At 46.8% G+C, this 25,123-nt stretch carries 18 protein-coding genes and 1 pseudogene; 12 read left to right on the forward strand and 7 right to left on the reverse strand.

Annotated features, from left to right (window positions below):
- The first annotated feature begins 1 nt into the window (after position 1).
- The 5 genes and pseudogenes from AC5YB3_RS22290 to AC5YB3_RS22310 all read left to right on the forward strand — a co-directional run bounded on the left by AC5YB3_RS22290 (position 2) and on the right by AC5YB3_RS22310 (position 4,775).
- Entirely contained in the window at positions 2-766 is a 765-nt protein-coding gene (locus AC5YB3_RS22290; RefSeq protein WP_494526202.1) for a thiazole synthase, read from the forward strand.
- Positions 763-1,878 (forward strand): 2-iminoacetate synthase ThiH, encoded by a 1,116-nt coding sequence (thiH, locus tag AC5YB3_RS22295; RefSeq protein ID WP_494526203.1) that lies wholly within the window; start codon positions 763-765, stop codon positions 1,876-1,878. Before AC5YB3_RS22290 ends, thiH begins: the two co-directional genes overlap by 4 nt.
- A 102-nt stretch (positions 1,879-1,980) precedes the next feature.
- Positions 1,981-2,244 carry a hypothetical protein gene (locus tag AC5YB3_RS22300; protein ID WP_006081755.1) on the forward strand — a complete coding sequence of 88 codons (264 nt, stop codon included), beginning with the start codon at positions 1,981-1,983 and terminating at the stop codon, positions 2,242-2,244.
- A 5-nt stretch (positions 2,245-2,249) separates the two neighbouring features.
- Complete coding sequence (locus tag AC5YB3_RS22305) at positions 2,250-4,472, forward strand: putative metalloprotease CJM1_0395 family protein (protein WP_494526204.1); 2,223 nt, start codon at positions 2,250-2,252, stop codon at positions 4,470-4,472.
- 98 nt (positions 4,473-4,570) lie between these two features.
- Positions 4,571-4,775, forward strand: a pseudogene (locus tag AC5YB3_RS22310) (hypothetical protein).
- 218 nt (positions 4,776-4,993) lie between these two features.
- Here AC5YB3_RS22310 and AC5YB3_RS22315 read toward each other — a convergent pair.
- The 7 genes from AC5YB3_RS22315 to cmoA form a co-directional block, all read right to left on the reverse strand.
- Positions 4,994-5,902: a LysR family transcriptional regulator gene (locus AC5YB3_RS22315; protein WP_006081753.1), complete on the reverse strand. Its 909-nt coding sequence runs from the start codon at positions 5,900-5,902 to the stop codon at positions 4,994-4,996.
- 203 nt (positions 5,903-6,105) lie between these two features.
- Entirely contained in the window at positions 6,106-7,968 is a 1,863-nt protein-coding gene (locus AC5YB3_RS22320; protein WP_494526205.1) for a M3 family metallopeptidase, read from the reverse strand.
- Complete coding sequence (locus AC5YB3_RS22325) at positions 7,943-8,887, reverse strand: alpha-L-glutamate ligase-like protein (RefSeq protein WP_006086787.1); 945 nt, start codon at positions 8,885-8,887, stop codon at positions 7,943-7,945. Before AC5YB3_RS22325 ends, AC5YB3_RS22320 begins: the two co-directional genes overlap by 26 nt.
- A 2-nt stretch (positions 8,888-8,889) precedes the next feature.
- Entirely contained in the window at positions 8,890-10,395 is a 1,506-nt protein-coding gene (locus AC5YB3_RS22330) for an inactive transglutaminase family protein (protein WP_494526206.1), read from the reverse strand.
- 344 nt (positions 10,396-10,739) lie between these two features.
- On the reverse strand, positions 10,740-11,483 hold the full coding sequence (locus AC5YB3_RS22335; protein ID WP_494526207.1) for an ATP-dependent zinc protease family protein: 744 nt from the start codon (positions 11,481-11,483) through the stop codon (positions 10,740-10,742).
- Positions 11,484-11,517: 34 nt separating this feature from the next.
- Positions 11,518-12,513 carry a tRNA 5-methoxyuridine(34)/uridine 5-oxyacetic acid(34) synthase CmoB gene (gene cmoB / locus AC5YB3_RS22340; RefSeq protein ID WP_494526208.1) on the reverse strand — a complete coding sequence of 332 codons (996 nt, stop codon included), beginning with the start codon at positions 12,511-12,513 and terminating at the stop codon, positions 11,518-11,520.
- Positions 12,510-13,241, reverse strand: coding sequence for a carboxy-S-adenosyl-L-methionine synthase CmoA (gene cmoA, locus AC5YB3_RS22345; protein WP_494526209.1), 732 nt, complete (start codon positions 13,239-13,241; stop codon positions 12,510-12,512). Before cmoA ends, cmoB begins: the two co-directional genes overlap by 4 nt.
- 150 nt (positions 13,242-13,391) lie before the next feature.
- On the opposite strand from cmoA, the gene AC5YB3_RS22350 reads away from it, so the two are divergent.
- From AC5YB3_RS22350 to AC5YB3_RS22380, 7 genes are all read left to right on the forward strand, one after another.
- Positions 13,392-16,202: a transporter substrate-binding domain-containing protein gene (locus AC5YB3_RS22350; RefSeq protein ID WP_494526210.1), complete on the forward strand. Its 2,811-nt coding sequence runs from the start codon at positions 13,392-13,394 to the stop codon at positions 16,200-16,202.
- 184 nt (positions 16,203-16,386) lie between these two features.
- Positions 16,387-18,165 carry an aspartate--tRNA ligase gene (gene aspS, locus AC5YB3_RS22355; protein ID WP_012089298.1) on the forward strand — a complete coding sequence of 593 codons (1,779 nt, stop codon included), beginning with the start codon at positions 16,387-16,389 and terminating at the stop codon, positions 18,163-18,165.
- A gap of 308 nt (positions 18,166-18,473) precedes the next feature.
- Complete coding sequence (locus AC5YB3_RS22360; protein WP_012089297.1) at positions 18,474-19,220, forward strand: YebC/PmpR family DNA-binding transcriptional regulator; 747 nt, start codon at positions 18,474-18,476, stop codon at positions 19,218-19,220.
- 120 nt (positions 19,221-19,340) lie between these two features.
- Positions 19,341-19,862 (forward strand): crossover junction endodeoxyribonuclease RuvC, encoded by a 522-nt coding sequence (ruvC, locus tag AC5YB3_RS22365; protein WP_006081743.1) that lies wholly within the window; start codon positions 19,341-19,343, stop codon positions 19,860-19,862.
- On the forward strand, positions 19,859-20,476 hold the full coding sequence (ruvA, locus tag AC5YB3_RS22370; protein WP_494526211.1) for a Holliday junction branch migration protein RuvA: 618 nt from the start codon (positions 19,859-19,861) through the stop codon (positions 20,474-20,476). The genes ruvC and ruvA overlap by 4 nt, the downstream gene beginning before the upstream one ends.
- A 47-nt stretch (positions 20,477-20,523) precedes the next feature.
- Positions 20,524-21,528, forward strand: a complete 1,005-nt coding sequence (gene ruvB / locus AC5YB3_RS22375; RefSeq protein ID WP_259504153.1) for a Holliday junction branch migration DNA helicase RuvB — start codon at positions 20,524-20,526, stop codon at positions 21,526-21,528.
- A gap of 1,006 nt (positions 21,529-22,534) precedes the next feature.
- Entirely contained in the window at positions 22,535-25,096 is a 2,562-nt protein-coding gene (locus AC5YB3_RS22380) for a TonB-dependent receptor plug domain-containing protein (protein ID WP_006086779.1), read from the forward strand.
- Positions 25,097-25,123 lie beyond the last annotated feature (27 nt).

The following is a 25,123-nucleotide window of genomic DNA, read 5'->3' on the forward strand; positions in this document are numbered from 1 at the left end:
TATGTTAAAGATTGCCGATGTGGAGTTTGAATCACGGTTATTTACCGGAACGGGAAAATTCAGCAATAGCCAAGTGATGCTTGAGGCGATAACTGCTTCAAAATCGCAGTTAGTGACAGTTGCGATGAAAAGAATTGATTTTAAAATGGGGCTTGATGATTTACTCACGCCGTTACGCCAAGCGGGTGTACGGCTATTGCCTAACACTTCGGGGGCGAGAAACGCCAAGGAAGCGGTGTTTGCGGCTGAGCTTGCCCGTGAAATGCTGGGAACTCATTGGATTAAGCTCGAAATCCACCCGGATCCTAAGTACCTAATGCCCGATGCGATAGAAACCTTAGAGGCGGCTAGAATCCTCTGTGAGAAAGGCTTTATCGTGATGCCCTACGTGCATGCCGATCCTGTGCTCTGTCGCCGCTTGGAAGATGTAGGCTGCGCTGCGGTTATGCCACTGGCGAGTCCGATTGGCAGTAATCAGGGTTTAGTCACTGAAAGCTTTTTAAAAATCATCATAGAGCAGGCGCGGGTGCCTGTGGTGATCGATGCAGGCATTGGCGCACCTTCGCAGGCTGCGCGGGCAATGGAGCTGGGCGCCGATGCGGTGCTCGTTAACACGGCCATCGCCAGCAGCGCGTCGCCGATAGTGATGGCCGAGTGTTTTAGGGAGGCGGTGCAATGCGGTAGACGGGCCTTTGAAGCAGGACTTGGCCGAGTACAAACGGGCGCGGTACATACTAGTCCTCTGACGGGATTTTTAAATCAATGAGTTTTGTAGCGGAATTTACCAAGATCCCACGGGATAAACTGTTACTCGATTTGTATTCTTGCACTGCCCAAGATGTTGAGCGGGCGCTAGTGAGTCCAGCAGGGGATTTACGTAGCTTACTGGCCTTGCTATCACCTGCGGCGGAACCTTATATCGAAACCATGGCGCAGCACTCTGCGGCGCTTACGCGGCAGCGATTTGGCGCGAATCTGGGCATGTATTTACCGCTATACGTCTCGAATCTGTGCGCTAATGATTGTGATTACTGTGGCTTTAGCATGAGTAACAAACTCAAACGCAAGACCTTGAATGAGCTGGAGTTGATGGCCGAAATGGCCATTATCAAAGATAGGGGCTTCGATTCTGTTTTACTGGTGTCGGGTGAGCATGAAACTAAGGTCGGCATCGATTATTTCAAGCAAATGTTGCCGCTGGTAAAGCAGCAATTTAGCCATGTGGCGATGGAGGTCCAGCCCATGAGTGAGGACCATTATCGCCAGTTAGTCGCGCTAGGTTTAGATGCTGTGATGATTTATCAAGAGACCTATCAGCCAGAGACTTATGCTCGTCACCATTCCCGAGGTAAAAAAATGGATTTTACTTATCGCTTAGCAACACCAGACAGAGTTGCAGCGGCGGGAGTAGATAAAATTGGTCTTGGGGTTTTATTAGGGCTGGATGATTGGCGTTTAGATGCGTTAATGATGGGATATCATCTCGACTATTTAGAGCGACGCTATTGGCGCACCCGCTTTAGTATTTCGCTACCAAGGTTACGACCTTGTACTGGCGGGATCACCCCAAAAGTCATGCTATCGGATCTAGGTTTAGTGCAAATGATTTGTGCATTTAGACTTTTTAATCAACAGCTTGATATCAGCATGTCGACAAGAGAAAGTCCTGAGCTGAGGGATAATCTTTTGCCACTTGGGATCACTCAAATCAGTGCGGGCAGTTCGACACAACCGGGAGGCTATCAAGCGCCTGACAGTCAACTCGATCAATTTGAGATAAGCGATGATCGCAGTGTCGAGCAAGTTATCGAACAGATGCAACGGCAGGGTTTTAATCCCGTATTTAAGGATTGGGAAGCTAATTGGATCACAGGATAAATCTGGCCGTAAATAAATGCTGAGAATGCGGATAAAATCTGTACTTTTGCACGTTACTGGTCAATAATTGACCCATTAATCACAGCGTGCAGGAATACCGTTATGCAAATCCAATCTGCTTATTCATCCGGTCTGCAAGGCTTGCAAAGTGCTCAATCTGGGCTTACTCAAGCAACAATAGATGTGGCTAAACCTACACAGACGCAAAGTGCGACTCCGGCTGAGCCTGCTAGAGATGTTGCCCAGCCCGATAAAACCTCGGCATTACTGGCAGCAAATGAGTCATTAAGACAAGGTGAAGCCTCAACAGAAGTGATTGAAACTGATTCAGAAACGATAGGTTCGATCATTAATATTAAGGTGTAAATATCATGTCGGTTGTGGCGCTATCACCTCAGGTTGGAGCGCCATCCTCTTCATTTTCGGCACATGATAAGACGCTAAGCTCGAATCTAAGCCAGGCTCAAAGCCAGAGCCTAATCCAGAGTCAAGCTAATAGCACTTATCAAGGAGCCAGCGCTCACACTGCAGGCTCCGCAAAATTTGAAGCGAGTGGTGCCTATGAACCACATTTTACTGGAACCTCAACCGCTCCGGTTCAAGCTGCGCCTATTGCTTCATTAGCAACTCACGTTTCCCAATCTCTGCACTCATCACCGAATGTGTCTTTTAACGCGAGTTCTTCGGCTGCTAGTTCATTGCCCTCGAGCACTCAAACATTTTCTGCAACGCCTGCCGCTATATCATCAGCGCCTTTATTCAACGGGACAAATACCGCGACACCTATCAGTTCAAATGTTGCTGGCATTGATGCTGCAAAAGCGCTGCTTGCAATTGCTGATGCTACGCCTGTACTACCAGCGTTTAATGGCGCAAGCCAAGCACTAAAGGCCAGTCCTTTTGCTGAATCAAGGCCGCAGGTTACACTTCCTCAAACCAATGCTCCTCGAGTCAATGGGTTAAAAGATCGGGCGAGTTTACATGCCGATGCCAGTTTTAGCTTATTAACGGGGCCAAGATCCATTTCTGGTGTGCGTGGGGGACAAATTGCCGCACCTGTGTCGACTTCGGCATTTTCATCAATCATGAGTACTATAGGAACTAGCCTTGGCGCAAACGCCTTATCTACAACAAGTCCGAGTCTTAGTGTCACGAGCAGTATTCCAGCTAATATTTTTACGCCTCCGAGTTCTTCAATTGGCACGAGTAGCACAGATATTCCCGCTTTCAATCCATCGAGTACGGGCAGTGTTTCTCCAATAACGCCTGATTTAGCCGCAGTGTTTGGGCCACAAACTGTCTTTACTGGAGCTGCGGTAGTTGACTCATCCACCTCTAACTCGGCAGGTAATAGCTCTGTAAATAACAGTTCTGGAAATTCTGGAAATATAAGTAGTAGTAATAGTTCAGCTGCGAGTGCAGGGACTGTTGAGCAGTCAAACTTTGCACAAGCAGTAGAACAATCCGCTCGCAATGAAGTGGCTCAACCGACAGTGTTGGAACAATTTACTCAGGTTTTCGGTGACGCTAAGGCTCAAGTCAGTCAGGTAGAAGATCCTGCTATAGCGTCTAACCCCGATGATCGTCAGCAAGCCTTAGCTGATGTTTTTGCTAAAAATGATAATCAGCTTGAAAAGCAAGCACAGGAAGAAGCGTCGCAGAAACAGCAAGCTGCAGCAGTGGAACAAGCAAAGCAGCAACAATCACAGGCGCAATCACAGGCACAGCAAGCTCAGGAGCAAGTGAAGCAAGCCCAAGAAAAAGCGCAGGCGCAACAGCAACAACAAGTTGATTCACTTAAGGCCAGAGATTCTGAGGTTAAAGCCCATGAACATGCCCATGCCACCGTCGGCGGGCAATACGCTCAGAGTCCGAGTTTTAAGTATGAGAAGGGCTCCGATGGCCAACGTTATGCCACCGATGGTGAAGTGCAGATCGATGTTTCTGCTGTCGGAGGCGATCCACTTGCAACAATAAACAAAATGAAGCAAGTGTACGCGGCGGCAATGGCTCCGGTTGATCCTTCATCTGCGGATATCCGCGTTGCCGCGGAAGCTTTGCAAAAAATGAATGAAGCAAAGGTGAAGCTTGCTGAAGAGCGGCAACAACAGATTGTAGACTTGCAAACAACCCAAATCTTAGTGGGCGCCGATGCGCAGATTAAAGAGCTACCGCCGTTGCAAGAACACACACCCGTAGTAACGGGGAACGTCGATGAGTCAGGGAATATTGCTCAGCCTCAAAATTCCGTCTCAACACCAGTATCAGATGCAGTCGATAAGCTTATTCAAAGGGTTGAAGCGCAGAGGGCCAAAACCGCAGCGACGACAGATACTAGCTCTAATCCTAGTTCGGAAACTCCATCTAATACCTTTAGTACCAGCGGCTTAGTTAATACCCCAACGGCAGTGGAAACCATTGAGCCACCGACTGCAACCTTAGCATTTGGAAAAGCATCAACTGCTGCTGATTTAGCGACCCGTTTTATTCCAAGACTCGATAGTACAGCAAGTCGTTATTATGTCGCTGTTGCACAAGCCAGTATTGGACCTTCAGTCCGTGCTGACGTAATAGCAATCACATTGAATATCTAATCAGTTCAGAGCCTCACAGGTATCTCAATCCAAGGCGCATTGACGCAGAAATGGTTATTCCCTTTTAAGTCAATGCAACACGGGAATGGGGTGCCTGTGTGGCTCCCGAAGGGCGGGTTTCAACGCGCTTTATACTGCGTTTAAGACTTTCGACAGAGCGCCACTATGCCCTTAAAGTCTTCGCCTTGTCTAAAGCGCCTTGAACTCCCGCTGAATGAACAGATATTTAATACGATTGGTATAACACCGCAAGTCAATATTCAGCCTTCTAATCTCGCCCCTGTAAACGAGCTGCCTACCTAATAATGCGCAATCCGCTACTGTTCTGCCAACTCTGGCAGCAAAAGATACCAACGAGATAAACGAGTCGCCCTCAAGCATCAGTGCGAGTGAGAATCGCAGTGCGTCACTGCAGAGTGAGTCTATTCAGCCGCAATACTTGGGTCAGCAACCAGCGCGCTATGTTGACTTTAGTGTGTAAGTTTAAGCTTTAACAATTCCCATGATTTGGTTTCATGCTATTAATTGTTATTTGTCGGTTCAATTCCATGCTGTTTTAAAATCAAAGAGGCAAGCAGTTTGGATGCTGGTCCTTGTTGATCCCTATTGGGGATCACTAGGCTTAACATGATGCGGCGTTTTTGACTGCCATCAAGATGTAAACGCACTAAATTGCCCGAAGCCAATTCCTCTTGGACTAAAAAAGACGGGATCCAACAGAAACCAATACCTTGGTTTAAAATGACTTTTGCTTCGTGGAAGTTAGAAACGGTCCAGCGCTGCTCAGCTTTGAGCCAGCCTATGTCGATATTGGATTGCACGCCGGTATCTTTGATCACTAACTGTAAATACTGTGCCAGTAGCTTATCGTCTTCAATCGAACCTAAGTCAGCGAGTGGGTGACTTGGATGACAGACGAGGTAGAGTTCTTGTTCACATAAAGGTTCGGATAAATACCCTTTGGGCGGCACCCCTGCACAGATAGCAATATCAACTTTGCTCTGAAGAATGAGCTCTTGGGTGCCGGTGATCACTGAGTCCAGCATGATGATGCGAGTGCCACGGCTGTGGGGCAGAAATGCATTGAGGGCACACACTAAGCTTTCCATCGGATAGATAATTTCACGGGCAATCGTGAGTGTCGGCTCCCACCCTTGCTCGAGATTACTCGCAAGTTGTTCTAACTCGTTGACGGCTTGGGTGACATGCCGTGAGCGGCGCAGCAGTACTTCGCCTTGCTGGGTGAGATAGGCTTTACGGCCTTTGACTTCGAGTAGTTCGATACCTAACTGATGCTGTAATTTGGCAACCGCATGGTTGAGCGACGATTGACTCTTATTGAGTTTTTCGGCCGCTTGGGCATAGCCGCCAAAATCGACCACCGCTTGCAAAATACGCCATTGTTCTAAGGTAGATTTAGCTCGAGTCATTATAATCTCAAAAAAACGATAGATTGAGGCTTATAGTGGCCACTTCTTACGACTTTTTCAATTAAATATCATAGAGTCAGTCATTCTCACTACATACTGCTATCTATGTCGCGCTAAGTTATTGAGGTGTTCGAGAGGCGAATCATGACGATTTGCTGTGTCTGTGCCCGAGCGAGTCACAAACACAGCTTATGTATTCACTCTTAAAACGCACAAGAACCTGTGGCGTCGAAAGTTTGATTGTTAGAATTACCAGTATGCTCCGAAGCGGCGCTATTGGAGATCCTTTGGATCAGCGAAGCGCTGTCAACGGGCGCACCAATAATGGCATTCAATTGTTCACTTAGGTTTAAAGCGTCTTCATTGACGACTAACAAATTGAATAATTGAAGTTTGTCTTGGCAGCCTAATGTGGCTTGATCAATCAGCTGGGCTAACGATGCTTGCCAGAGCGATTGGTAGTATAGCGGCCCTTCGTTGGCGATAGCATTGAAACTATAGGGATAATCCTTGGTTTGCAGCCAGTCTTGACCAAAGCTAGCACTAAACTCTGCACCGATATCCGGATAGATTTGTGAATTTGCGTCTTGATAAAAGTTGACTGCAACCTTAGCGCGAAAGACTTTGAGCTGTTTCGAATAAGCTTTAGCCAGTGTTTCACGCTCTTGTAAATAGCTTTGCTCAAATTGCGGAAAGAGTTGATGGCGCAGTACTTCAGCTAACCAGAGACTCGCCACAAAATGGCTATCCTGACTTTGTCCCATTGCATTGTTGAGGTAAAAATGGCTCGCTTTAGCAAGGGAAGTCACTGCTTCTGCGATGGATTCGGTTAACTGTTCAATGTCTTTGTAGTTACTCAGTTGCGGCTTAAGATCCAACGCCTGTTGCCCAAATTGCTGGCCGAGTATACTTTGGCGCAATGTCTGCTGTTGACTACTTTGCTGTGGATTTTGGTTGTACGCTACATAGATTTCACCCAACAATCTTTGCTGGTGGTAGACCCTGACAATATGCGGCCGATTAGGATCGGTTGGTGTTTTCTCGGCGTTGGCGGTTGCTATGGTCTCAAACTGCAAACCAAACACTTGCAGATAAGTAAAGCTGCGACTCAAGACGTCTGGGGTCTGCCATGTGGGGCCCTTGGCTGATGCTTGTTGTGACAGGGTACGTCCAATATCCCAGGGAGCCACTTGCAAATCTTGGGTTTGGCTATCAAGAAAGGCTTTGACCAACTCAGGGGATGATAACTGCTGCGAATTAAGCGCTAATGCGCTGTAATCGGTAAAGCCTGCCGCCGTGGCGGCTTGTTGGCGCTGCTCTGCAATTCGCTGTAATGCCGTTTGATTGGTTTCACTCGCTCTGGCTTGGTATGCCTGCCATACATTTTGGCGACATACGGCGTTTTCCTGTGTCAGTAAGTAGCTGACGATAGTGCCCGAAAAATCGCTTTGCTTTGCACTGCTGCGCTTCGGCTCGTTACTTTTATCCTCTTCTTCATGCAGATGATGTTGCTGCTGAGTCGCTTCGGGTTGGCATTGGTTGTCATTGAAGGCAAGACTAAATTGTTGGCTGCCTAACCCTTGGCCTATGCTGGCCTGCGCCGTATGCAGTTTCGCTTTTTCCTCGGCGCTCCAATGCTGTTGTAGCAAGTGTTTAAGCTGTTGGCTCAACAGTATTTGTTCAGCATTACCTTGGGCTAAGGCGTAAGCCAGTTGGCTAAATTCCGCTTGGTTGAGAAGTTGCGACAGAGTATCGGCGAGGTGTAACTGGCATTGCAGTAAGCCTTCGCGTTCTTCACTCGGTAAGTTAAACCCACGGTAATAGTTGAGCCTGTCGTTGATATTATTGAGTCCTATCGTCTGTTGCTCGAAAATAAGCGCGCGCTGGGCCAAGGTTAATTGCGCCGTCGTTAAGCGCGCGTTGGCGAAGGCTGACGCGAGCTCAATGTTTGGCAAACGTAGACATTGCTCAACCAAGAGGGGAACAGCACTTGGCGCCGCATAGGCGGCATTCGTAGCATAAAGGCTTAAGCCAAGCAGGCTAACCAGTAAAGTGGGTTTTAACATAGGTAACACGTTCTGCAACTGTCATAGAATGAGATGACATGGCTTCAACATGCTTAAGACGAGGCAAAATACCTTTTCCATTTGCAATCTGAATCGCCAGTCCCGGGCGCGCATTGAGTTCAAGTAGTAAAGGGCCTTTGCTTTGATCTAGCACCATGTCAGTGCCGAGATAACCCATTTCACACATTTCATAAGCGCTGGAAGCCGTATGGAGCAAGCTTTCCCAATGGGGCACTATGATATCGGTGAGTTTTTTACCTGTATCGGGATGAAACTCAATTTGTCTATCAAATTGCACAGCATGTAACCCTTTTCCCGAGGCAATGTCAACGCCTACACCCACAGCGCCTTGATGTAAGTTGGCTTTGCCGTCGGATGCCGCAGTTGATAAACGCAGCATGCCCATCACGGGAAATCCCTTAAAAACAATCAAGCGTATATCGGGTACCCCTTCATGGCTGTAGCCTTCAAACACAGGATCGAATTCGATTAGGCCTTCGATAATGGCAACATCGGGTTTACCGCCGAGTGAAAATAACCCACTGAGAATATTGGAGACATGACGGTTAAGTTCAGAGAGGCTGATCTCGTGGCCACTGGGTTTAAAGTAGCGCCCATTATCGACCTTAGTGATCACTATAATGCCTTTGCCGCCCGAGCCTTTGGCGGGTTTGATGACAAATCCACTTCGGCTTGAGATGCGTTTAGGGATATGCGCTATCTCGTGTTGTTCGCGTACAACCGCAATCAGATCAGGAACCGCAATATCATTCGCCAAGGCCAGCTGTTTAGTGATCAACTTATCATCGACGCGTTTATAAAATTTACGCGGATTGTAACGGCCAATGTAATCGATATTACGTTGGTTCATATTAAGCACGCCATTTTTGCGTAGCTCCCACGGCCAAGCGAACCCCATGTTTATGTTCCCGCCAATGATTTAAAACGTTTGAGCTCGAGCAGGCGATAACCAGTGTATTGCCCCATAAGTAATACTAAGGCCAAGATCACTAAGTGAATCCCGAGGAAGTTAAACACCCAATGCTGTACCCAGCTTGCGCTCATGGTGAGGTAGGCCAAGGTGGCAACCATCAAACTGCCGCCACCTTGGAGCATGACCTCCCTCGGACCTTCTTCTTCCCACAGAATCGACATACGTTCTATGGTCCACGCTAGAATAATCATCGGGAAGAAAGTAATGGTTAAGCCTTCACTCAAACCAAACTTGTAGGAAAGCAGTGTGAATACGCCGATGATCCCAATCACCACGATGATCACTGCCGATATCCGTGAGATTAGCAGTAGATTTAAATGGGACAGGTAGGAACGGATGACGAGTCCGCAGGAAACGATAAGCAAAAAACCAATTAATCCGGTGAGTAAGCTGGTTTGAATAAAGGCCAGTGCGATTAATACTGGCATAAAAGTCCCTGAGGTTTTAATGCCAATCATCACCCGCAAAAATACCACCATCAGTACGCCAATGGGGATCAGCAAGATCCCTTTAAAAAGGCTTTGCTCCTCAAGGGGTAATTGGTAGAGGGAGAAATCGAGCGCATTGTTGTTCATCATCATGTCGATAGACGTCGCAAGGGCGGAACGGGTGTCCTGCAGCATAGCGAAGTTCACCTGCGAGTTAACGCCGCCCATGACATCAAGCACTGAGTGGCCCGCACGTTCCCACAGCAGCAGGTTTTGGGGGCGATCTTGTTTGCCTTTGACTAAATCGAACAGTATCCATTGACCGTCGTGAAAGACTTCAACAAAGGGCGATAAGGGCTGTCGACGGCGTTGATCTTCTAAATACAAACCGCTGACCTTGTGCGCAGGAATGCCCTTATTGTGTAGCATGTGTAAAAACAGTTGGGTCGGCGTTTGGCTTGTGAGCAATAGCTCGATATTCTGGCTGCGTTTAGGCTCGGTTATCGATGCCATCAATTGTTGGGCGAAGGAGAGGTTGCTCGCGCTGCGAGCCCAGGCATCTGCAATCACTTGCTCTGCGGCGGCTTGTTCAGTCGCGGGCCATGAATAGGCTTCGGGCGCTGTGGGAGTTTGAGTCGCTGACATTTCGGTATGCCCTGTCGGCACCAGTGTCACTTTGTAATATAAATCCTGTGTGCCTAGGGCTTGGCGTATCGACCAAACCGCGCGGCGATCGTTGTCATTATGATTGATGGTTAAACCGTAACCCGGTGAACTGGCATTTTCGACCAGCACTTGGTAGGCAGGATCTTGCGGTAAAGAGAAAGACACTTCTGCAGGCTCACCCGTACCTTGAAAACTGACTTTGGCTTCCACGGCCCAGCTTTGAACTTGCTTACCGGGCAAAAAGGGCACGTTATGCTCGACGCCGCGGTAAATGCTGGCGCCGATGCCGACAATAAAGAGCACTGCCACCAAGATATAGAAAGGGTTGCGTGAGTGCATTATGGATCCTTCTTGTTAGGACTACTTAGTATTAGGTCAACTTAGTGTTTGGCCATCTAGTGCTGTGTCTACTCAGTGTTATGTCAACGCGGGATTGTCTATTAAAAAACAGATGTGATTGTCACTAGTGTGATAGTCACGACGCCTGCGTTGGCTGAGCTATTTTTTTGCGTGTTAAGTTGTCGAAAAATAATAATTTTAAGCTGTTGTTGTGAAAGGTGAATTTGAGCGGCGGCGTGACTGATACAAAGCTGATACAAAGTCAACGCCTGACGCCTGGCTTGGACATTCATCGCTCTTGGTGCTCACGCCTCTTGAGTTCGGCCATTTAGTCCAAAGCGTGCTCACTGCGCCGAGGTTACTTGGTTTGTTACTTTGCCGTGGACATAACGTTGACTGACATCGACTACGGCAATGTCTTTCATAAACTTGCGTCCAAGTAGTAACGGATAATCGAGGTGGCTGCGGTCGGTGAGGTTGAGATCGGTTTCTGCAGCATATTGACCAATTTTAAGATGCGCGTGGATCACAGGGCGGCGATCTTCTTTCTCGCTCGCATCTTGTTTAATGCGGACAAAGCGCACGACTTTGGCCTCAAACTGTTGTGGCGGAGTGTTTGCCCCCTGAGTGAATACCTCAAACCGTACCCATTGAATACCATCGCGCTCAAACAGGGTGATATTGCGCGCATCGAGAGAGGAAGACTCAGCGCCCGTATCGATTCGGGTGGCAAAATACGTGTTGAGTTCATCCACAAACACGCTTTCGACTTCACCTAAGATAAACTTGTCACCTAAGGGCGTGCGGGCGCATTGTTTGGGCACGGCAACGGTTTTAGCTTTGGGTGTTTCTAGACTCGCGACTTGCTGTTGCAGTCGCTGCACTTGCTCGTGCAGTTGCACGAGTGGCGCCGTATCTTGAGGTTGGCATCGCTGATTGATGACCTCAATCAGCGAGTTTTGTTGCTGGGCTAAACGGGTATTGAATGTGGCAGCATCTACGGGAACTGTGGCATGGGTGGTCGGTTCTGTCATTGCACATCCCCCAAGTGTAGTGGCAATGACAATAGCGAGCAGATGCTTAAGCATAGTGCTTCCTGTTAGCGGTAAATCTTATATTAGATCAACTGATTAAATCCTGATTAGGCTGGTTCTTCACCGCGATAATCGTGGCGCGTTTGGGCGCAGGATAACCTTCAACCGTTTTGGTGATGTCGTTAGGATCCAAGTATTCAACCAGTGACTCGTTGGGCATCCAGTCGGTACGGCGTTGCTCAGCAAGGGCAGTGACATCGGTATCGACACAACGTATGTCGGTGAAATCACACTTTTTTAACCAGAGCATCAGCGCGGCAACGGACGGAATGAACCATACATTATTCATTTTGCCATATCTATCTTGAGGCACGAGTACGGCGTTTTCGTCGCCATCTATCACTAATGTTTCTAACACTAGTTCACCACCGGTGCGCAACTGATCACGCAGTTGTAACAAGTGATCGATAGGCGAACGTCTGTGATACAAAACGCCCATGGAGAAAACGGTGTCGAATGCATCAAGCGGTGGCAACTCTTCAATGCCAAGAGGCAACAGGTGCACAGGGTGATGTGTGCCCGCTAACCGTTTTACCGCCTCAAATTGACATAAAAACAACGGCGAAGGGTCGATACCGACGACACGTTTGGCACCTGAGCCCAACATGCGCCACATGTGATAACCACTGCCGCAACCGACATCGAGCACAGTGCGGTTTTTCAGCGGTGAAATATGCTGCTTCACGCGATCCCATTTCCAGTCACTGCGCCATTCAGTATCGATATGAATGCCATGAATGTGGAAGGGGCCTTTACGCCATGGCATAAATAGGCGCAGTAGGTTCTCAAGCTTCTCTTTCTCGCCAGGGCTAAGTTGCTCGCCGCTACCGACGGTCACGCTATCGATAAAGTCTACTTGGTCGGGTGCAGGATAGTTCAGCTTGTTGAGCACTTTTTCCCACTTTGGCAAGTTGCCGTGTTTATGATCCCGTTGCCACTTGCCTAAAATGCTCGGCAGGGTTTCGAGCCAGTGTTGTAGATTTGAATCGGCGATTTGTTGGTAAAACGAGCTAAAGCTGATCACTTGATGGCCACCATAGAAGCAAAATTAAAGCATTGGAACCAGAGACTAAAGTGACTGAAGCCTTGGCTGGTTAGGCGTTGTTGATGCGTGGTTAAGGTGTCAGGCTTCATGACATTTTCCAGCGCACTGCGTTTTTGGCTGATCTCGAGTTCGCTGTAGCCATTGGCGCGTTTAAAGTCTAAATGTTGCTCTTCCAATAGGGTTTGGATCGGGGCATCTTCAAAGCGAATTTTTTCCGACAGCACTAAAATCCCACCGGGGTTTAGGCCTTGATAAATTTTGGCTATCAGGGTTTCTCTGTCTTCTGGCGGTAAAAACTGCAAGGTAAAATTGAGTACCACCAGTGAGGCATTTTGAATATCGATATCGCGAATATCTCCGCAAACCAGATCGACGTCCGTATCGCTGACATAGGCATTCAGGTTCTCTTGGCAGCGTGCAACCATAGATTCGCTGTTATCCACGGCGATAATACGACATTGACGGCCTTGGATTTGGCGACGAATACTTAAGGTCGCGGCGCCGAGTGAGCAACCCAAATCGTAAATTTGAGTATTTGGCATGACGAAACGATCTGCAAAATCGCCTATGGTATTGATAATTTGCGTATATCCAGGCACGGAGCGGCGGATCATGTCACTGAACACGCCTGCTACACGGTTATCAAACTGGAAATCGCTAATATGCTCGCTCGCTTGAGCGTAGATAGTGTCTTGATAAACGTTCATCTGAGATTTTTCATGGGAATTCAACCCGGCATTTTAACGAATCCGATCGATTAGCAGCAAGTCTCATACTGGTAATTTGCGATAAATTTTTGTCTAATACGCCATAGATAACAAAATCGTTACATGTACATCAAGTACTAAGGGCTCAACTTGAAGTTTGTGATCCACTTAATTGTGATCTTGTGCAGCTGTTTTTTGAGCATAACAGGGCAGGCAACTCCATTGCCCGACGAGCCATTAATCGTGGTGATGGGTGAAGATAGCTTTCCCTATCAATATGTCGACAACGACGGCGAGCCGACCGGACTACTGGTCGATTTATGGAAAGAGTGGGCGAAACAAAGCCATACCCAAGTAGTTTTTGTGGCGCGCCATTGGCACGAGTCCCTTGATCAACTGCGGCAAGGTAAGGCGCAAGTGCATATCGGCATGGGGAAAACCCCAGAGCGTGAGCAAGAGTTCGACTTTGCTGTGCCCATCGCCGATGTTGGTACCTTTTTGTATTTGCATAAATCCCTGCAGGGTAAAAAGTCCATTAAAGAACTCATTCCCTTTCAAATTGGTGTGGTGGCGGCTTCATCCCACGAAGCGGAATTGCACCGTATCGAACCTCAGCTCGTGTTTAAACGTTACGAAAGTCGTGAGAAATTACTCGCGGGGGTTGCCGCTGGTGAGATTATGGTGTTTGCGGGCTTAGAAGGTTATTTGAAAGATCCCGCTTCGTCCCAAGAGATTGCCGCGAATTATCCCAATACGGCGCGTATCCAAATTAAGGCGATGCAATTTGTTCCTGCGGTCAAAAAGGGCAATCTTGATTTAGTTGATAGGATCAATAAAGGTTTCACCGCGCTCGATCCGCACTTTATCCAACAAACGGAGCGACGATGGCTTGGCTATCAACGTCAACAAGCTGGGATTGTTATTTCCATGCAACTGGGCGTCGAGCCTTTTGTGGACTTAGGGGTCGATGGTTTACCCCATGGCTTGTATGTGGACATGTGGCAATTGTGGTCCGAGAAGACCGGTATCGCCGTTGATTTTATTTCTGGCGATATGAACTCCAGTGTGGATGACGTTCGTCGTGGTCTTGCCGATGCGCACATTGGTTATCCAGAGAGTGATGATGTCAAAACGGGGCTTAATCGGGCTTGGCACTTATATACGGTTAAGAGCCGTTTGTTTCTCTTTCAGCAGCAGTTGACCGATTTAGACAGCTTAAAAGGTAAACGTATCGGGGTGGTGCCGACGGCGCCTTATCTGGTGGAGTTACGTAAAGCCTTACCCCAAATGGCACTGCGCTATTACGACAATATGGATGCCATGGTCGCGGGCGCAAGATCGGGCGAGATTGTTGGCTTTGTGGCTTCGGGTGCATGGACATCCCATTATTTACTGCTCAATAAAGGTTGGTCTGACTTTAGCCAGTATCCCAATCTCGAATTTAGCACCAACATTTATGTGCTGACTCGCAGTGATGATCCTGGCCTGACGCAGCGGATCGCCAATGGCTTTAACAATATTAGCAATCAAGAGTTTGCCGATATTGAAAATAAATGGATGCTCAATCCCAAAGATCATGTTTTTACCCAAGCTGAGCGCCATGTCAGCCTAAGCCCAGCAGAACAGGCCTATGTGGAAAGTGTAGGCGAGCTTAAAGTGGGCTATTTAAAGCAGTGGCCGCCGATGGAGTTTATGGATGAGCAGGGCGAGTTTGCGGGGATCAATAGCGATATCGTCAAATTACTCAAGGAACAGCTCAAACTTAAGCTCACGCCCGTTGCCTTTGATGATTGGCATTCGTTAATCGACGCACTGCAAAAGGGTGAGGTAAGTTTAGCTGGTAGTGTCGCCCAAACGGCGGAGCGCCAGCAGCGTTTAGCGTTTAGTGAGGCATATTGGCCATCGCCGTGGGCATTAGTGTCGCAATTGGAGCAAGTCTCGGTATTCAATATTGCCCAGCTTGCAGGGCAAAGGGTGGCCGTGGTCGAAGGCTATCATTTGGTGGCGCAATTGATGAGTCTGGAACCTTCACTCAAGTTAGTGATAGTGCCAAATACGCAGGCGGGATTGGCGGCGGTGACGAATGGCAATGCGGATGTGTTTATCGATAAAGTGGTGACATTGGCCTCCGAACTTAAAACCAGTCACTACCCGACGCTGAAAATGTCGCTGCTGAGTGATCTTGCCGATCAGCATAGCCATATTGGTGTTTATCCTCAATTTGCGCCGCTGGTGCCACTGATTAACAAAGCCTTAGCCTTGATTGACGCTCAGCATCAACAGCAAATTTATGCGCGTTGGGTGTCATTTTCTGTCGCGACAGAGAGCGCTAAATATCTGCAATGGCTGCGTTATATCGTATTTGGCGTGATTATTTTGTGCTTAGTGATGGTGGCAGTGTTGTTAGTGAATCGCCGCTTAAATCGTGAGATCACCCAGCGATTAGTCGCTGAAAAACGTTTGTTGCATGTGGCGAACCACGATGCTTTGACTCAGTTACCTAACCGCGCCTTGCTCGATGACAGATTAGCCCAAGCTTTGCTGTCCCATCAGCGCGAGCAAGCCCATTTTGCCTTGCTATTTATCGATCTGGATGGGTTTAAACAAATCAATGATCAACATGGTCATCCGATTGGCGATGAATTACTGGTACAGGTCGCCCAAAAGTTAACCAAGGTTATCCGTGGCTCAGATACCGTGGCGCGATTTGGCGGCGATGAGTTTGTTATCCTGCTAAATCGTGTGCAAGATCTCGATGCTGCAACCCAAGTTGCTGATAATATTCTACAGGCACTGTCGAGCCCTTTGCTTATTCAAGGCGTCAGTGTCAGCATAGCGGTCAGTATGGGCGTGGTGATTTATCCTCGCGATGGTGATACCGCGATAGGCTTATTGAAAAAAGCCGATCAACTGATGTACCAAGCAAAAAGTTGCGGCGGGCGTTGTTATCGCTCAGCTTGATGTTTTTTTGAACGCTCATGCTCAGATAGTGCGTTCGCCTCTAGTCAAGGGCGTAAAACTGTTTGATACTTCACCGCCTAAGTGTGAAGTACTTTGGTAATCGGCATTATTTTACTATAATGTCGCTTTTATCTCGTTTTGATTATTTCCAAAGCACCGGTTTCCGGATAAAGGATAGAGTTAGATGCGCAGTCATTATTGTGGAGACGTCAATAAGTCTCACGTTGGACAAGAAGTTACCTTGGTAGGTTGGGTTAATCGTAGCCGTGATTTGGGTGGCGTTGTCTTTTTAGATTTAAGAGACAGAGAAGGTCTGATCCAAGTGGTCTATGATCCAGACTTACCTGAGGTGTTCAATGTCGCCAGCACGCTGCGCGCCGAATTTTGCGTTCAGGTTAAAGGCCTAGTTCGCGCCCGTCCTGACAGCCAAGTCAATGGTCAAATGAAGACGGGTGAGATTGAAGTCTTAGGCCAAGCCTTGACTATTATCAACGCTGCCGATCCACTGCCATTGAGCATGGATAACTACCAGAACAACAGCGAAGAGCAACGTCTTAAGTATCGTTACTTAGATTTACGTCGCCCAGAAATGGCGCAGCGATTAATTTTCCGCGCTAAAGTGACCAGTTCTGTGCGTCGTTTCCTCGACTCAAACGGTTTCTTAGACATAGAAACACCGATCCTGACCAAGGCAACCCCAGAAGGTGCCCGCGATTATTTAGTACCAAGCCGTACTTATAAAGGTCAGTTCTTTGCCTTGCCACAATCGCCACAGCTGTTTAAACAGTTGCTGATGATGTCAGGTTTTGATCGTTACTATCAAATCGTAAAATGCTTCCGTGATGAAGATTTACGTGCCGACCGTCAGCCAGAATTTACCCAAATCGATATCGAAACGTCTTTCATGAGCTCTGAGCAAGTGATGGCGAAAACCGAAGAGATGATGCGCGGTCTGTTCCTTGAAATGCTGAACGTCGATCTGGGCGAGTTCCCACGCATGACCTACAACGAAGCGATGCGTCGTTTCGGTTCAGATAAGCCAGATTTACGTAATCCATTAGAGCTGGTGGACATTGCCGATTTACTCAAAGAAGTGGAATTTGCGGTATTCTCTGGTCCTGCTAATGATGAAGAAGGCCGTGTTGCTGCACTGCGTATTCCAGGCGGCGCTGCACTGTCTCGTAAGCAAATAGATGATTACACTAAGTTTGTTGGCATCTATGGTGCTAAAGGCTTAGCGTGGATGAAGATTAATGACCTAAGCCTTGGCTTAGAGGGCATTCAATCACCTGTGCTGAAATTCTTAAACGAAAGCATAGTCAATGAAATCGTCAGCCGCACTGGCGCGCAAACCGGTGACATTATTCTGTTTGGTGCTGACCAAGCGACTGTGGTTGCCGAATCTATGGGCGCACTGCGTCTTAAAGCGGGCGAAGATTTCAACTTATTACAAGGCGAATGGCGTCCACTGTGGGTGGTTGACTTCCCAATGTTTGAGAAAATCAACGGCAATTTCCACGCTGTTCACCATCCGTTCACCGCACCGCGCGGCGTAACGGCGGCAGAACTTGAAGCTAACCCAGCAAATCGTGTTTCTGATGCTTACGATATGGTATTAAACGGCTGCGAATTAGGCGGTGGTTCAGTACGTATCCACAACCAAGAAATGCAGTCTGCGGTATTCCGTATTTTGGGTATTACCGACGAAGAAGCTAAAGAGAAGTTCGGCTTCCTGTTAGAAGCGCTGCGTTACGGTACTCCGCCACATGCAGGTTTAGCATTTGGTTTAGACCGCATCATCATGCTGATGACGGGCGCTAGCTCAATCCGTGATGTGATGGCGTTCCCGAAAACGACAACAGCCGCTTGTCCGCTGACTAACGCACCAGGATTTGCTAATCCACAGCAGTTAGCTGAACTTGGCATTGCCGTGGTTGAGAAAGCCGTTAAAACGGAAGACTGATCTTTCGTAACAGGGCTTTTGTAAATCGATCTGATGCAAATCGACCTTATTCAAGTCGACGTTGTGTAACTCGTTTTGTGAAAGGCGATTGGCATTAGTCGATTGGCGTTAGTCTATTAGCATTAGTCCTTATCAGTTATTTTTAGTCGTACCGAAAACCGAGGCGCAAGCCTCGGTCTGTTTTAGTGAACCGTCATTTCTTTGCTTATCAATATCTGTTAGTTCAATTCTAAATAGCCGTTATTCAATCCATTACACCTCGGCTCTTGATAAGCTATGCGATGACACCTAAGTTAAGGAGACTTCCCATGGCAGGTCACAGTAAATGGGCCAACATTAAGCACCGTAAAGCAGCTCAAGATGCTAAACGCGGTAAACTCTTTACTAAATTCATTCGCGAATTAACCGTCGCAGCCCGTGAAGGCGGCTCAGATCCCGATTCCAATCCACGATTACGTGTCGCCATTGATAAGGCCCTCGGCGGCAATATGACCCGCGATACGGTTGAGCGCGCGATTAAACGCGGCGCCGGTGAGTTGGAAGGTCAGCAACTCGAAACCATTCTCTATGAAGGTTATGGCCCAGGCGGCACCGCTGTGATGGTCGAAACCATGACGGACAATCGTAATCGGACTGTGAGCGGTGTGCGCAATGCGTTTAGTAAATCGGGCGGTAACTTAGGCACGGATGGGTCGGTTTCTTATCTATTCACTAAGCGTGGGGTGTTATCCTATGCGCCGGGAACCGATGAAGATGCATTGATGGAAGCGGCGCTTGAAGCAGGCGCGGAAGATATTGTCAGCTATGATGATGGCGCGATTGACGTCTTCACCGATCCCGTTGATTTCTATACGGTGAAAGATGCACTCGATAAAGCCCATTTTGTGGCGGATAATGCCGAAATCGCGATGATAGCCTCGACGAAAGCTGAGCTTGATCTAGACACCGCCGAAAAATTTATGCGCCTTATCGACACCCTTGAAGATCATGACGATGTGCAAGAAGTGTATCATAATGCGGAAATCTCCGATGACGTGATGGCAAGCCTAGGTTAGATTAAATGTGAGCTGGATTTGGGCGTCAATCTAGACCAATTTCAGCTCGCACACGCTAACGTAGGACACTCGCTAATCCAGGAACTGAGACGAACATTCAGATCCCATATAAGGCATTAAATGGCAATTATTTTAGGTGTTGACCCAGGTTCACGGATCACAGGCTACGGCGTGATCCAATGTCAGGGACGGCATCAGATTTACCTCGGCAGTGGCTGTATTCGCACTTCGTCTGAAGAGCTTCCTGGTAGGCTAAAGCAAATTTTTGATGGGATCACTGAAATTATTCGTCAGTATCAACCGGACGAATTTGCGATTGAACGGGTATTTATGGCAAAAAATGCTGATTCTGCGCTCAAGCTTGGCCAAGCACGCGGCGCGGCCATTGTCGCCGCCACGGTCGCCAATTTACCTGTGGCGGAATACAGTGCGACTCAAATTAAAAGCGCAGTCGTTGGTACGGGGCGAGCACAAAAAGCCCAAGTACAACACATGATCCAACAACTACTTAAATTACCCGCAGCCCCACAAGCTGACGCCGCAGATGCACTCGGTGTTGCTGTGTGTCATTATCACACCAGCCAGAGTTTAATTGCATTGAGTGGCCGGGCAACGGCAAGAACATACGGACGGTACAGATGATAGGTCGTTTACGGGGCGTGTTAGTTGAGAAACAAGCGCCAGAAATTTTGATCGATGTTAATGGTGTGGGTTACGAGTTGCAGATGCCGCTCACCAGTTTTTATGAGCTGCCTGAAGTTAACCATGAAACTATGGTCTACACCCATTTTGTGGTGCGTGAAGATGCACAGTTACTCTATGGTTTTATCACTAAGCAGGAAAGGGCGTTATTTCGCTTACTGATCAAGACCAATGGCGTGGGTCCCAAGCTCGCACTGACCATTTTATCTGGTATGACTGCAGGTGAATTTGTCGGTTGTGTTGAGCGTAATGACATAGTGACCTTAGTGAAATTGCCCGGTGTGGGCAAGAAGACCGCCGAGCGGTTACTGGTAGAAATGCGCGATAAGCTCAAGAGCTTGATGGAAGCCTCAGCAGGTTCAGAGCGTGAGTTTGTGCTGCAATCTAATTACTCTCCTGCGCCGACAGTCAATAGTGCCGAAGAAGATGCCATTTCAGCTTTGATTTCGCTGGGTTATAAACCGCCGCAGGCGAGCAAATCAGTGTCTGCAGCCTACAAAGAAGGTATGGATTCAGAAACTCTGATCAAAGCAGCCCTTAAGTCGATGCTTTAATTGAATAATGATGATAATTAAGATGAAAGCTGCGAGAAGGAAGAACAATGATTGAGGCCGACAGACTCATCCAGCCGCAGATCCAAGCTCAAGATGAATCCATCGACAGGGCGATGCGCCCTAAAATGCTCGATGAATACACTGGCCAAGATGACACTCGGGCGCAGCTTAAGGTGTTTATTCAAGCGGCGAAGAATCGTAATGAAGCCTTAGACCATATGCTGATCTACGGTCCGCCAGGATTGGGAAAAACTACCTTGGCTATGATTGTGGCGAACGAGATGGGGGTAAACATTAAATCCACCTCGGGGCCAGTTCTTGAAAAAGCGGGGGATCTCGCAGCTCTCCTGACCAATCTTGAATCCGGTGATGTGTTATTCATCGATGAAATCCACAGATTAAGCCCTGTGGTAGAAGAGATTTTGTATCCTGCTATGGAAGATTATCAGCTGGATATCATGATAGGTGAAGGACCGGCGGCGCGTTCTATCAAGCTTGATTTACCGCCGTTCACTCTAGTGGGCGCGACAACACGGGCAGGGGCGTTAACCTCACCACTGAGGGCGCGTTTTGGGATCCCGCTGCGACTTGAGTTTTATAACATCAAAGATTTAAGCACCATAGTCAAGCGTTCGGCGCAGGTAATGGAGCTGGATATTGATGCCGAAGGCGCATTTGAAATCGCACGCCGTTCACGCGGCACACCGCGAATAGCTAACCGATTGCTTCGCCGCGTACGGGATTACGCGCAGGTGAAGCATGACGGCGCTGTCACCAAATTTGTGGCCGAACACGCTTTAGACTTGTTAGATGTGGATAGTGAAGGTTTCGATTATATGGACCGCAAGCTATTACTGGCCATTATCGATAAGTTTATGGGCGGGCCCGTTGGGCTAGATAACTTAGCCGCGGCCATAGGCGAAGAACGTGAAACCATCGAAGATGTGTTAGAACCTTTCTTGATCCAACAAGGGTTTATCCAACGTACGCCCCGCGGCCGAATTGCAACCGCACGGGCATACCAGCATTTTGAGTTGATCAAACCCGAATAGCCATCTGCTTGATAATACCGATAATGAAAGGCGACCTAAGTGGTCGCCTTTTTTATGGTTAAAATTTACCTTTGCGTACAATTTGGGTGAAGTAAAAGCGCACTTTAGCAAATCGAATGATGTTTAATCTGGCGTTAAATGTAGGAGCTTTTATGAGTTGATAGCTGCTCGCGCCTCATTATTAAGTTGTATCAAAACTCAAAAGTTTTACGGCTTTTATAGCTCACTATTTAGACATTTATAATAGCTTTTATATAGAAATCTATATATTTATTGCCAATTAGTGCTTGCCTATATTCATTAACAAATGTATCTCTATAGTGTATTTATTGAGCGTAAGCCTGAGTTTTCCACTATTTAGATTGATTTTTTTCTCTGAGATTAACTTAATTTAACAAATTTGATTTAGGCCATTAAATCCTCAAAATAATAGTCGCTACAGTTACTCTTTGCTAGGTTTAGCATGCTGAATAATTTGTAATATTATTGTTGTAATTTTATTGGTGACCTTACTCCATATGCATAAATAACATAATTGATGCTGATTGCATCTGTTGTTATATGCTGATTTAGTGAGATTATCTTAATTATTTTGGCTTTTCATTAGTTGCTTACAACCTTTTTTATGCAGTTTAAGTGGTGGTTAATCAGTACTTCATTCCAACCAAAAGCTCTCGTCGCACATGCCAAGCGTGATCTATATCACACTTTTGCACACTGAGAATGTTTCATAAAAGTAACTCATTAACAGTGTTAATCACTTATTAATTATCATCATTAAGACTTAACTTCTGATAAATTATATCGCTTAAGTTTTATCGAAAATAAAAACCATCAAATAAAACAAGTTAACTCATATTTATTAACATCAATTTTTAATTGGTTAATATTTTGAGTGTTGACGGAGTTAAAGTGAATCCTCAGTATCGAGTGCAACACTAGTACATCAATAGTTGTACAAGCTGTAAGCATAAAAATAATAGTAAGATCTAGGGAGCATTCATACATGATCAAAAGAACCAAAGTAGCGTCGGCTATTAACTTAGCTATCGTTGCATCTATCACTTCTGGTGCATTTGTAACGTCAAGCGCATTTGCAGCGGAAGAAAAAGCAAAAGTTGAACGTATTGAAGTCACGGGTTCACGCATTCAGCGCCAAGATATGGAAACAGCTTCACCTGTGACCGTTATTGATGCTGCTGCGATTAAAGCGGAAGGTTTTACTTCTGTTGACCAAATGCTACAAGTACAAACATCTATGGCGGGTGCAGCCGTGGGTTCAAGCACTAACAACGGTGCAGATGGCGTCGCGCAAGTTGATTTGCGTGGCATGGGGTCACAGCGCACGCTTGTATTATTGAATGGCCGTCGTATGGTGAACTCAGGTTCTGGTGCTGATAGTGCAGTGGATTTGAACTCAATCCCTGTGGCTATGATCGCACGTGTTGAAATTCTGAAAGATGGCGCCTCAGCGGTTTATGGTTCAGATGCGATTGCCGGTGTAGTGAACATTATCACTAAGAAAGACTTTGAAGGTTTCCAGCTCGATTTTAACGGCAGTGGCACTGACAAAGGTGACGGTGAGAGTGGTGATGTAAGTGCATTATATGGTTTCAACACAGAGGGTGGTAACTACACCTTTGGTGCTGCTTATGCTGACCGTCGTGGTGTTATCCAAGGTGATCGAGATTGGTATGACCCACTCGATAATACGAGTTCAATTATTCCAACTGGTGCATTAAACCAGAAGGTTATTGATGCAAATGGTAATTGGGTTAACAGAGCCACAGGTTATGATTATTCGAATGACGTTTACTTCCAAACGCCAAGCGAACGCCGTAGCTTATTTGCAAATATGACACAAGAGTTAGGTAATGATGTGGTACTAACCGCGGATGCTATCTATACCAATCGTCGTTCAAACCAACAGCTTGCGGCACAGCCTGCGCAAATCAAATTAAATGTTTGTGGCGACCCAAGAGTGACAGATCCAACTGCTGGTTGCCTTAATCTTGACCAAAGCATGGTTGATGCAGGGATTAAAGCTGACGCTCGCGGACAAGTGCAATATAACAGACGTATGAATGATGTTGGACCTCGTGTTTACAGCCAAGATACTGATACTTGGCGTTTATCTGGTGGATTAGCGGGTTCTTTGGATGTTCATACTGGTATGAACTGGAATGTGGACTACACATTTGGTAAGAACGAGGCTAAAACTGGTGTTGATAACTCAATTAACGCAACATTAATGGCTGCTTCTATTTATGCAGACCCATATGCGTGGTTTGAAGGGTCTCCACTGACGAATGAGATGAAAGACGTTTCGTATGACGAGAAATCAACTGGTGGCAATGAACAACAAACGTTGTCTGCTGGCTTAAATGGTGAACTCTTCGATTTAAGTGCGGGTGCTGTGGGCTTTGCGATTGGCGCTGAATACCGTCGTGAAAGTGGTTTCTATAATCCAGATCCAGTTGTTGTCGCTGGCGATAGTACTGCTGCTCAGCAAGACCCTACAAGCGGTAACTACAACGTTATCTCTATTTTCCAAGAAGTGAGCGTACCATTTACAGAAAAATTAACGGGTGAATTTGCACTGCGTTTAGATGATTATTCAACATTTGGTAAAGCAACTACGTGGAAAATTGGGTTGACATATGTCGCATCCGACGAACTTATGTTACGTACTGTCGCTGCTACAGGTTTCCGTGCCCCAAGTGTTGCTGAATTATATGGTGGTAATTCAGGTTCTTTTGATTATTTAACGAACCCTTGGTTACCTCTGAGTGAACAAACTGGACAGATTTTAGTTAATCGTACATCTGATGAAAATTTAAAACCTGAAGAATCTGAGTCATATACCGCTGGTTTAGTTTACTCACCAAGCTATATTGATGGTATGTCTCTGACTTTAGACTACTGGCGTTTCAAAGTAACCAATGCTATTGCTCGTGCAGATGTTCAAGTTGGTTTAGATGATTGTTATAAAGGTGATGCTGAAGCATGTAGTACATTCAATATTACTGCCGATGGTGATTTGTTTAATTTAACAAGTGCATTAACAAACGTTGGGTCACAGGATACTAGCGGTGTTGATTTCAACTTAGCTTATAGCTTTGCATTGTTTGGGTTAGACTGGAAAGTCAGTAATGACACTACATACCTCATTAATTATGAGCAAGATGGTGAAAACTATACTGGCACTATCGATGGGAACTTCGGTGCTTACTCTCGTGTTCGTAACAACTTCAGCATTTCTGCGGGTCAAGATGATTGGAGTGTAATGTACTTCAACCGCTATATCCGATCTATGAATGATAATTACACTGACTATGATGTGAATGATGAACCATTTGCTGCTGTTAGAGGTGTTGATTCTATTCTGTATCACAATATTTCTGGTACTTATCACGTAAATGACAGCACAACAGTTAGCTTAGGGGTGAAGAACTTTACTGACGAGAAGCCTCTGTACGTTACTAACGGTAGTGATGCTGGTACAGTTCCTGAAGTATACGACACCATTGGCCGTACTATATACGGTGGTGTAACGGTTAAGTTCTAAGCTAAGTTAATACTCTTAGTGTTTAAA

The sequence above is a fragment of the Shewanella sp. 1311 genome (assembly GCF_059338235.1).

What these genes read in the sequence shown, in the direction of transcription:
- cmoA (WP_494526209.1), bottom strand. Translation starts at nt 13,241, where the DNA reads ATGAACGTTTATCAAGACACTATCTACGCTCAAGCGAGCGAGCATATT.
- AC5YB3_RS22380 (WP_006086779.1), top strand. Translation starts at nt 22,535, where the DNA reads ATGATCAAAAGAACCAAAGTAGCGTCGGCTATTAACTTAGCTATCGTT.
- AC5YB3_RS22325 (WP_006086787.1), bottom strand. Translation starts at nt 8,887, where the DNA reads ATGGGGTTCGCTTGGCCGTGGGAGCTACGCAAAAATGGCGTGCTTAAT.
- AC5YB3_RS22330 (WP_494526206.1), bottom strand. Translation starts at nt 10,395, where the DNA reads ATGCACTCACGCAACCCTTTCTATATCTTGGTGGCAGTGCTCTTTATT.
- ruvC (WP_006081743.1), top strand. Translation starts at nt 19,341, where the DNA reads ATGGCAATTATTTTAGGTGTTGACCCAGGTTCACGGATCACAGGCTAC.
- aspS (WP_012089298.1), top strand. Translation starts at nt 16,387, where the DNA reads ATGCGCAGTCATTATTGTGGAGACGTCAATAAGTCTCACGTTGGACAA.
- AC5YB3_RS22300 (WP_006081755.1), top strand. Translation starts at nt 1,981, where the DNA reads ATGCAAATCCAATCTGCTTATTCATCCGGTCTGCAAGGCTTGCAAAGT.
- AC5YB3_RS22290 (WP_494526202.1), top strand. Translation starts at nt 2, where the DNA reads ATGTTAAAGATTGCCGATGTGGAGTTTGAATCACGGTTATTTACCGGA.
- ruvB (WP_259504153.1), top strand. Translation starts at nt 20,524, where the DNA reads ATGATTGAGGCCGACAGACTCATCCAGCCGCAGATCCAAGCTCAAGAT.
- AC5YB3_RS22335 (WP_494526207.1), bottom strand. Translation starts at nt 11,483, where the DNA reads ATGCTTAAGCATCTGCTCGCTATTGTCATTGCCACTACACTTGGGGGA.
- thiH (WP_494526203.1), top strand. Translation starts at nt 763, where the DNA reads ATGAGTTTTGTAGCGGAATTTACCAAGATCCCACGGGATAAACTGTTA.
- AC5YB3_RS22360 (WP_012089297.1), top strand. Translation starts at nt 18,474, where the DNA reads ATGGCAGGTCACAGTAAATGGGCCAACATTAAGCACCGTAAAGCAGCT.
- AC5YB3_RS22320 (WP_494526205.1), bottom strand. Translation starts at nt 7,968, where the DNA reads ATGTTAAAACCCACTTTACTGGTTAGCCTGCTTGGCTTAAGCCTTTAT.
- AC5YB3_RS22305 (WP_494526204.1), top strand. Translation starts at nt 2,250, where the DNA reads ATGTCGGTTGTGGCGCTATCACCTCAGGTTGGAGCGCCATCCTCTTCA.
- AC5YB3_RS22315 (WP_006081753.1), bottom strand. Translation starts at nt 5,902, where the DNA reads ATGACTCGAGCTAAATCTACCTTAGAACAATGGCGTATTTTGCAAGCG.
- ruvA (WP_494526211.1), top strand. Translation starts at nt 19,859, where the DNA reads ATGATAGGTCGTTTACGGGGCGTGTTAGTTGAGAAACAAGCGCCAGAA.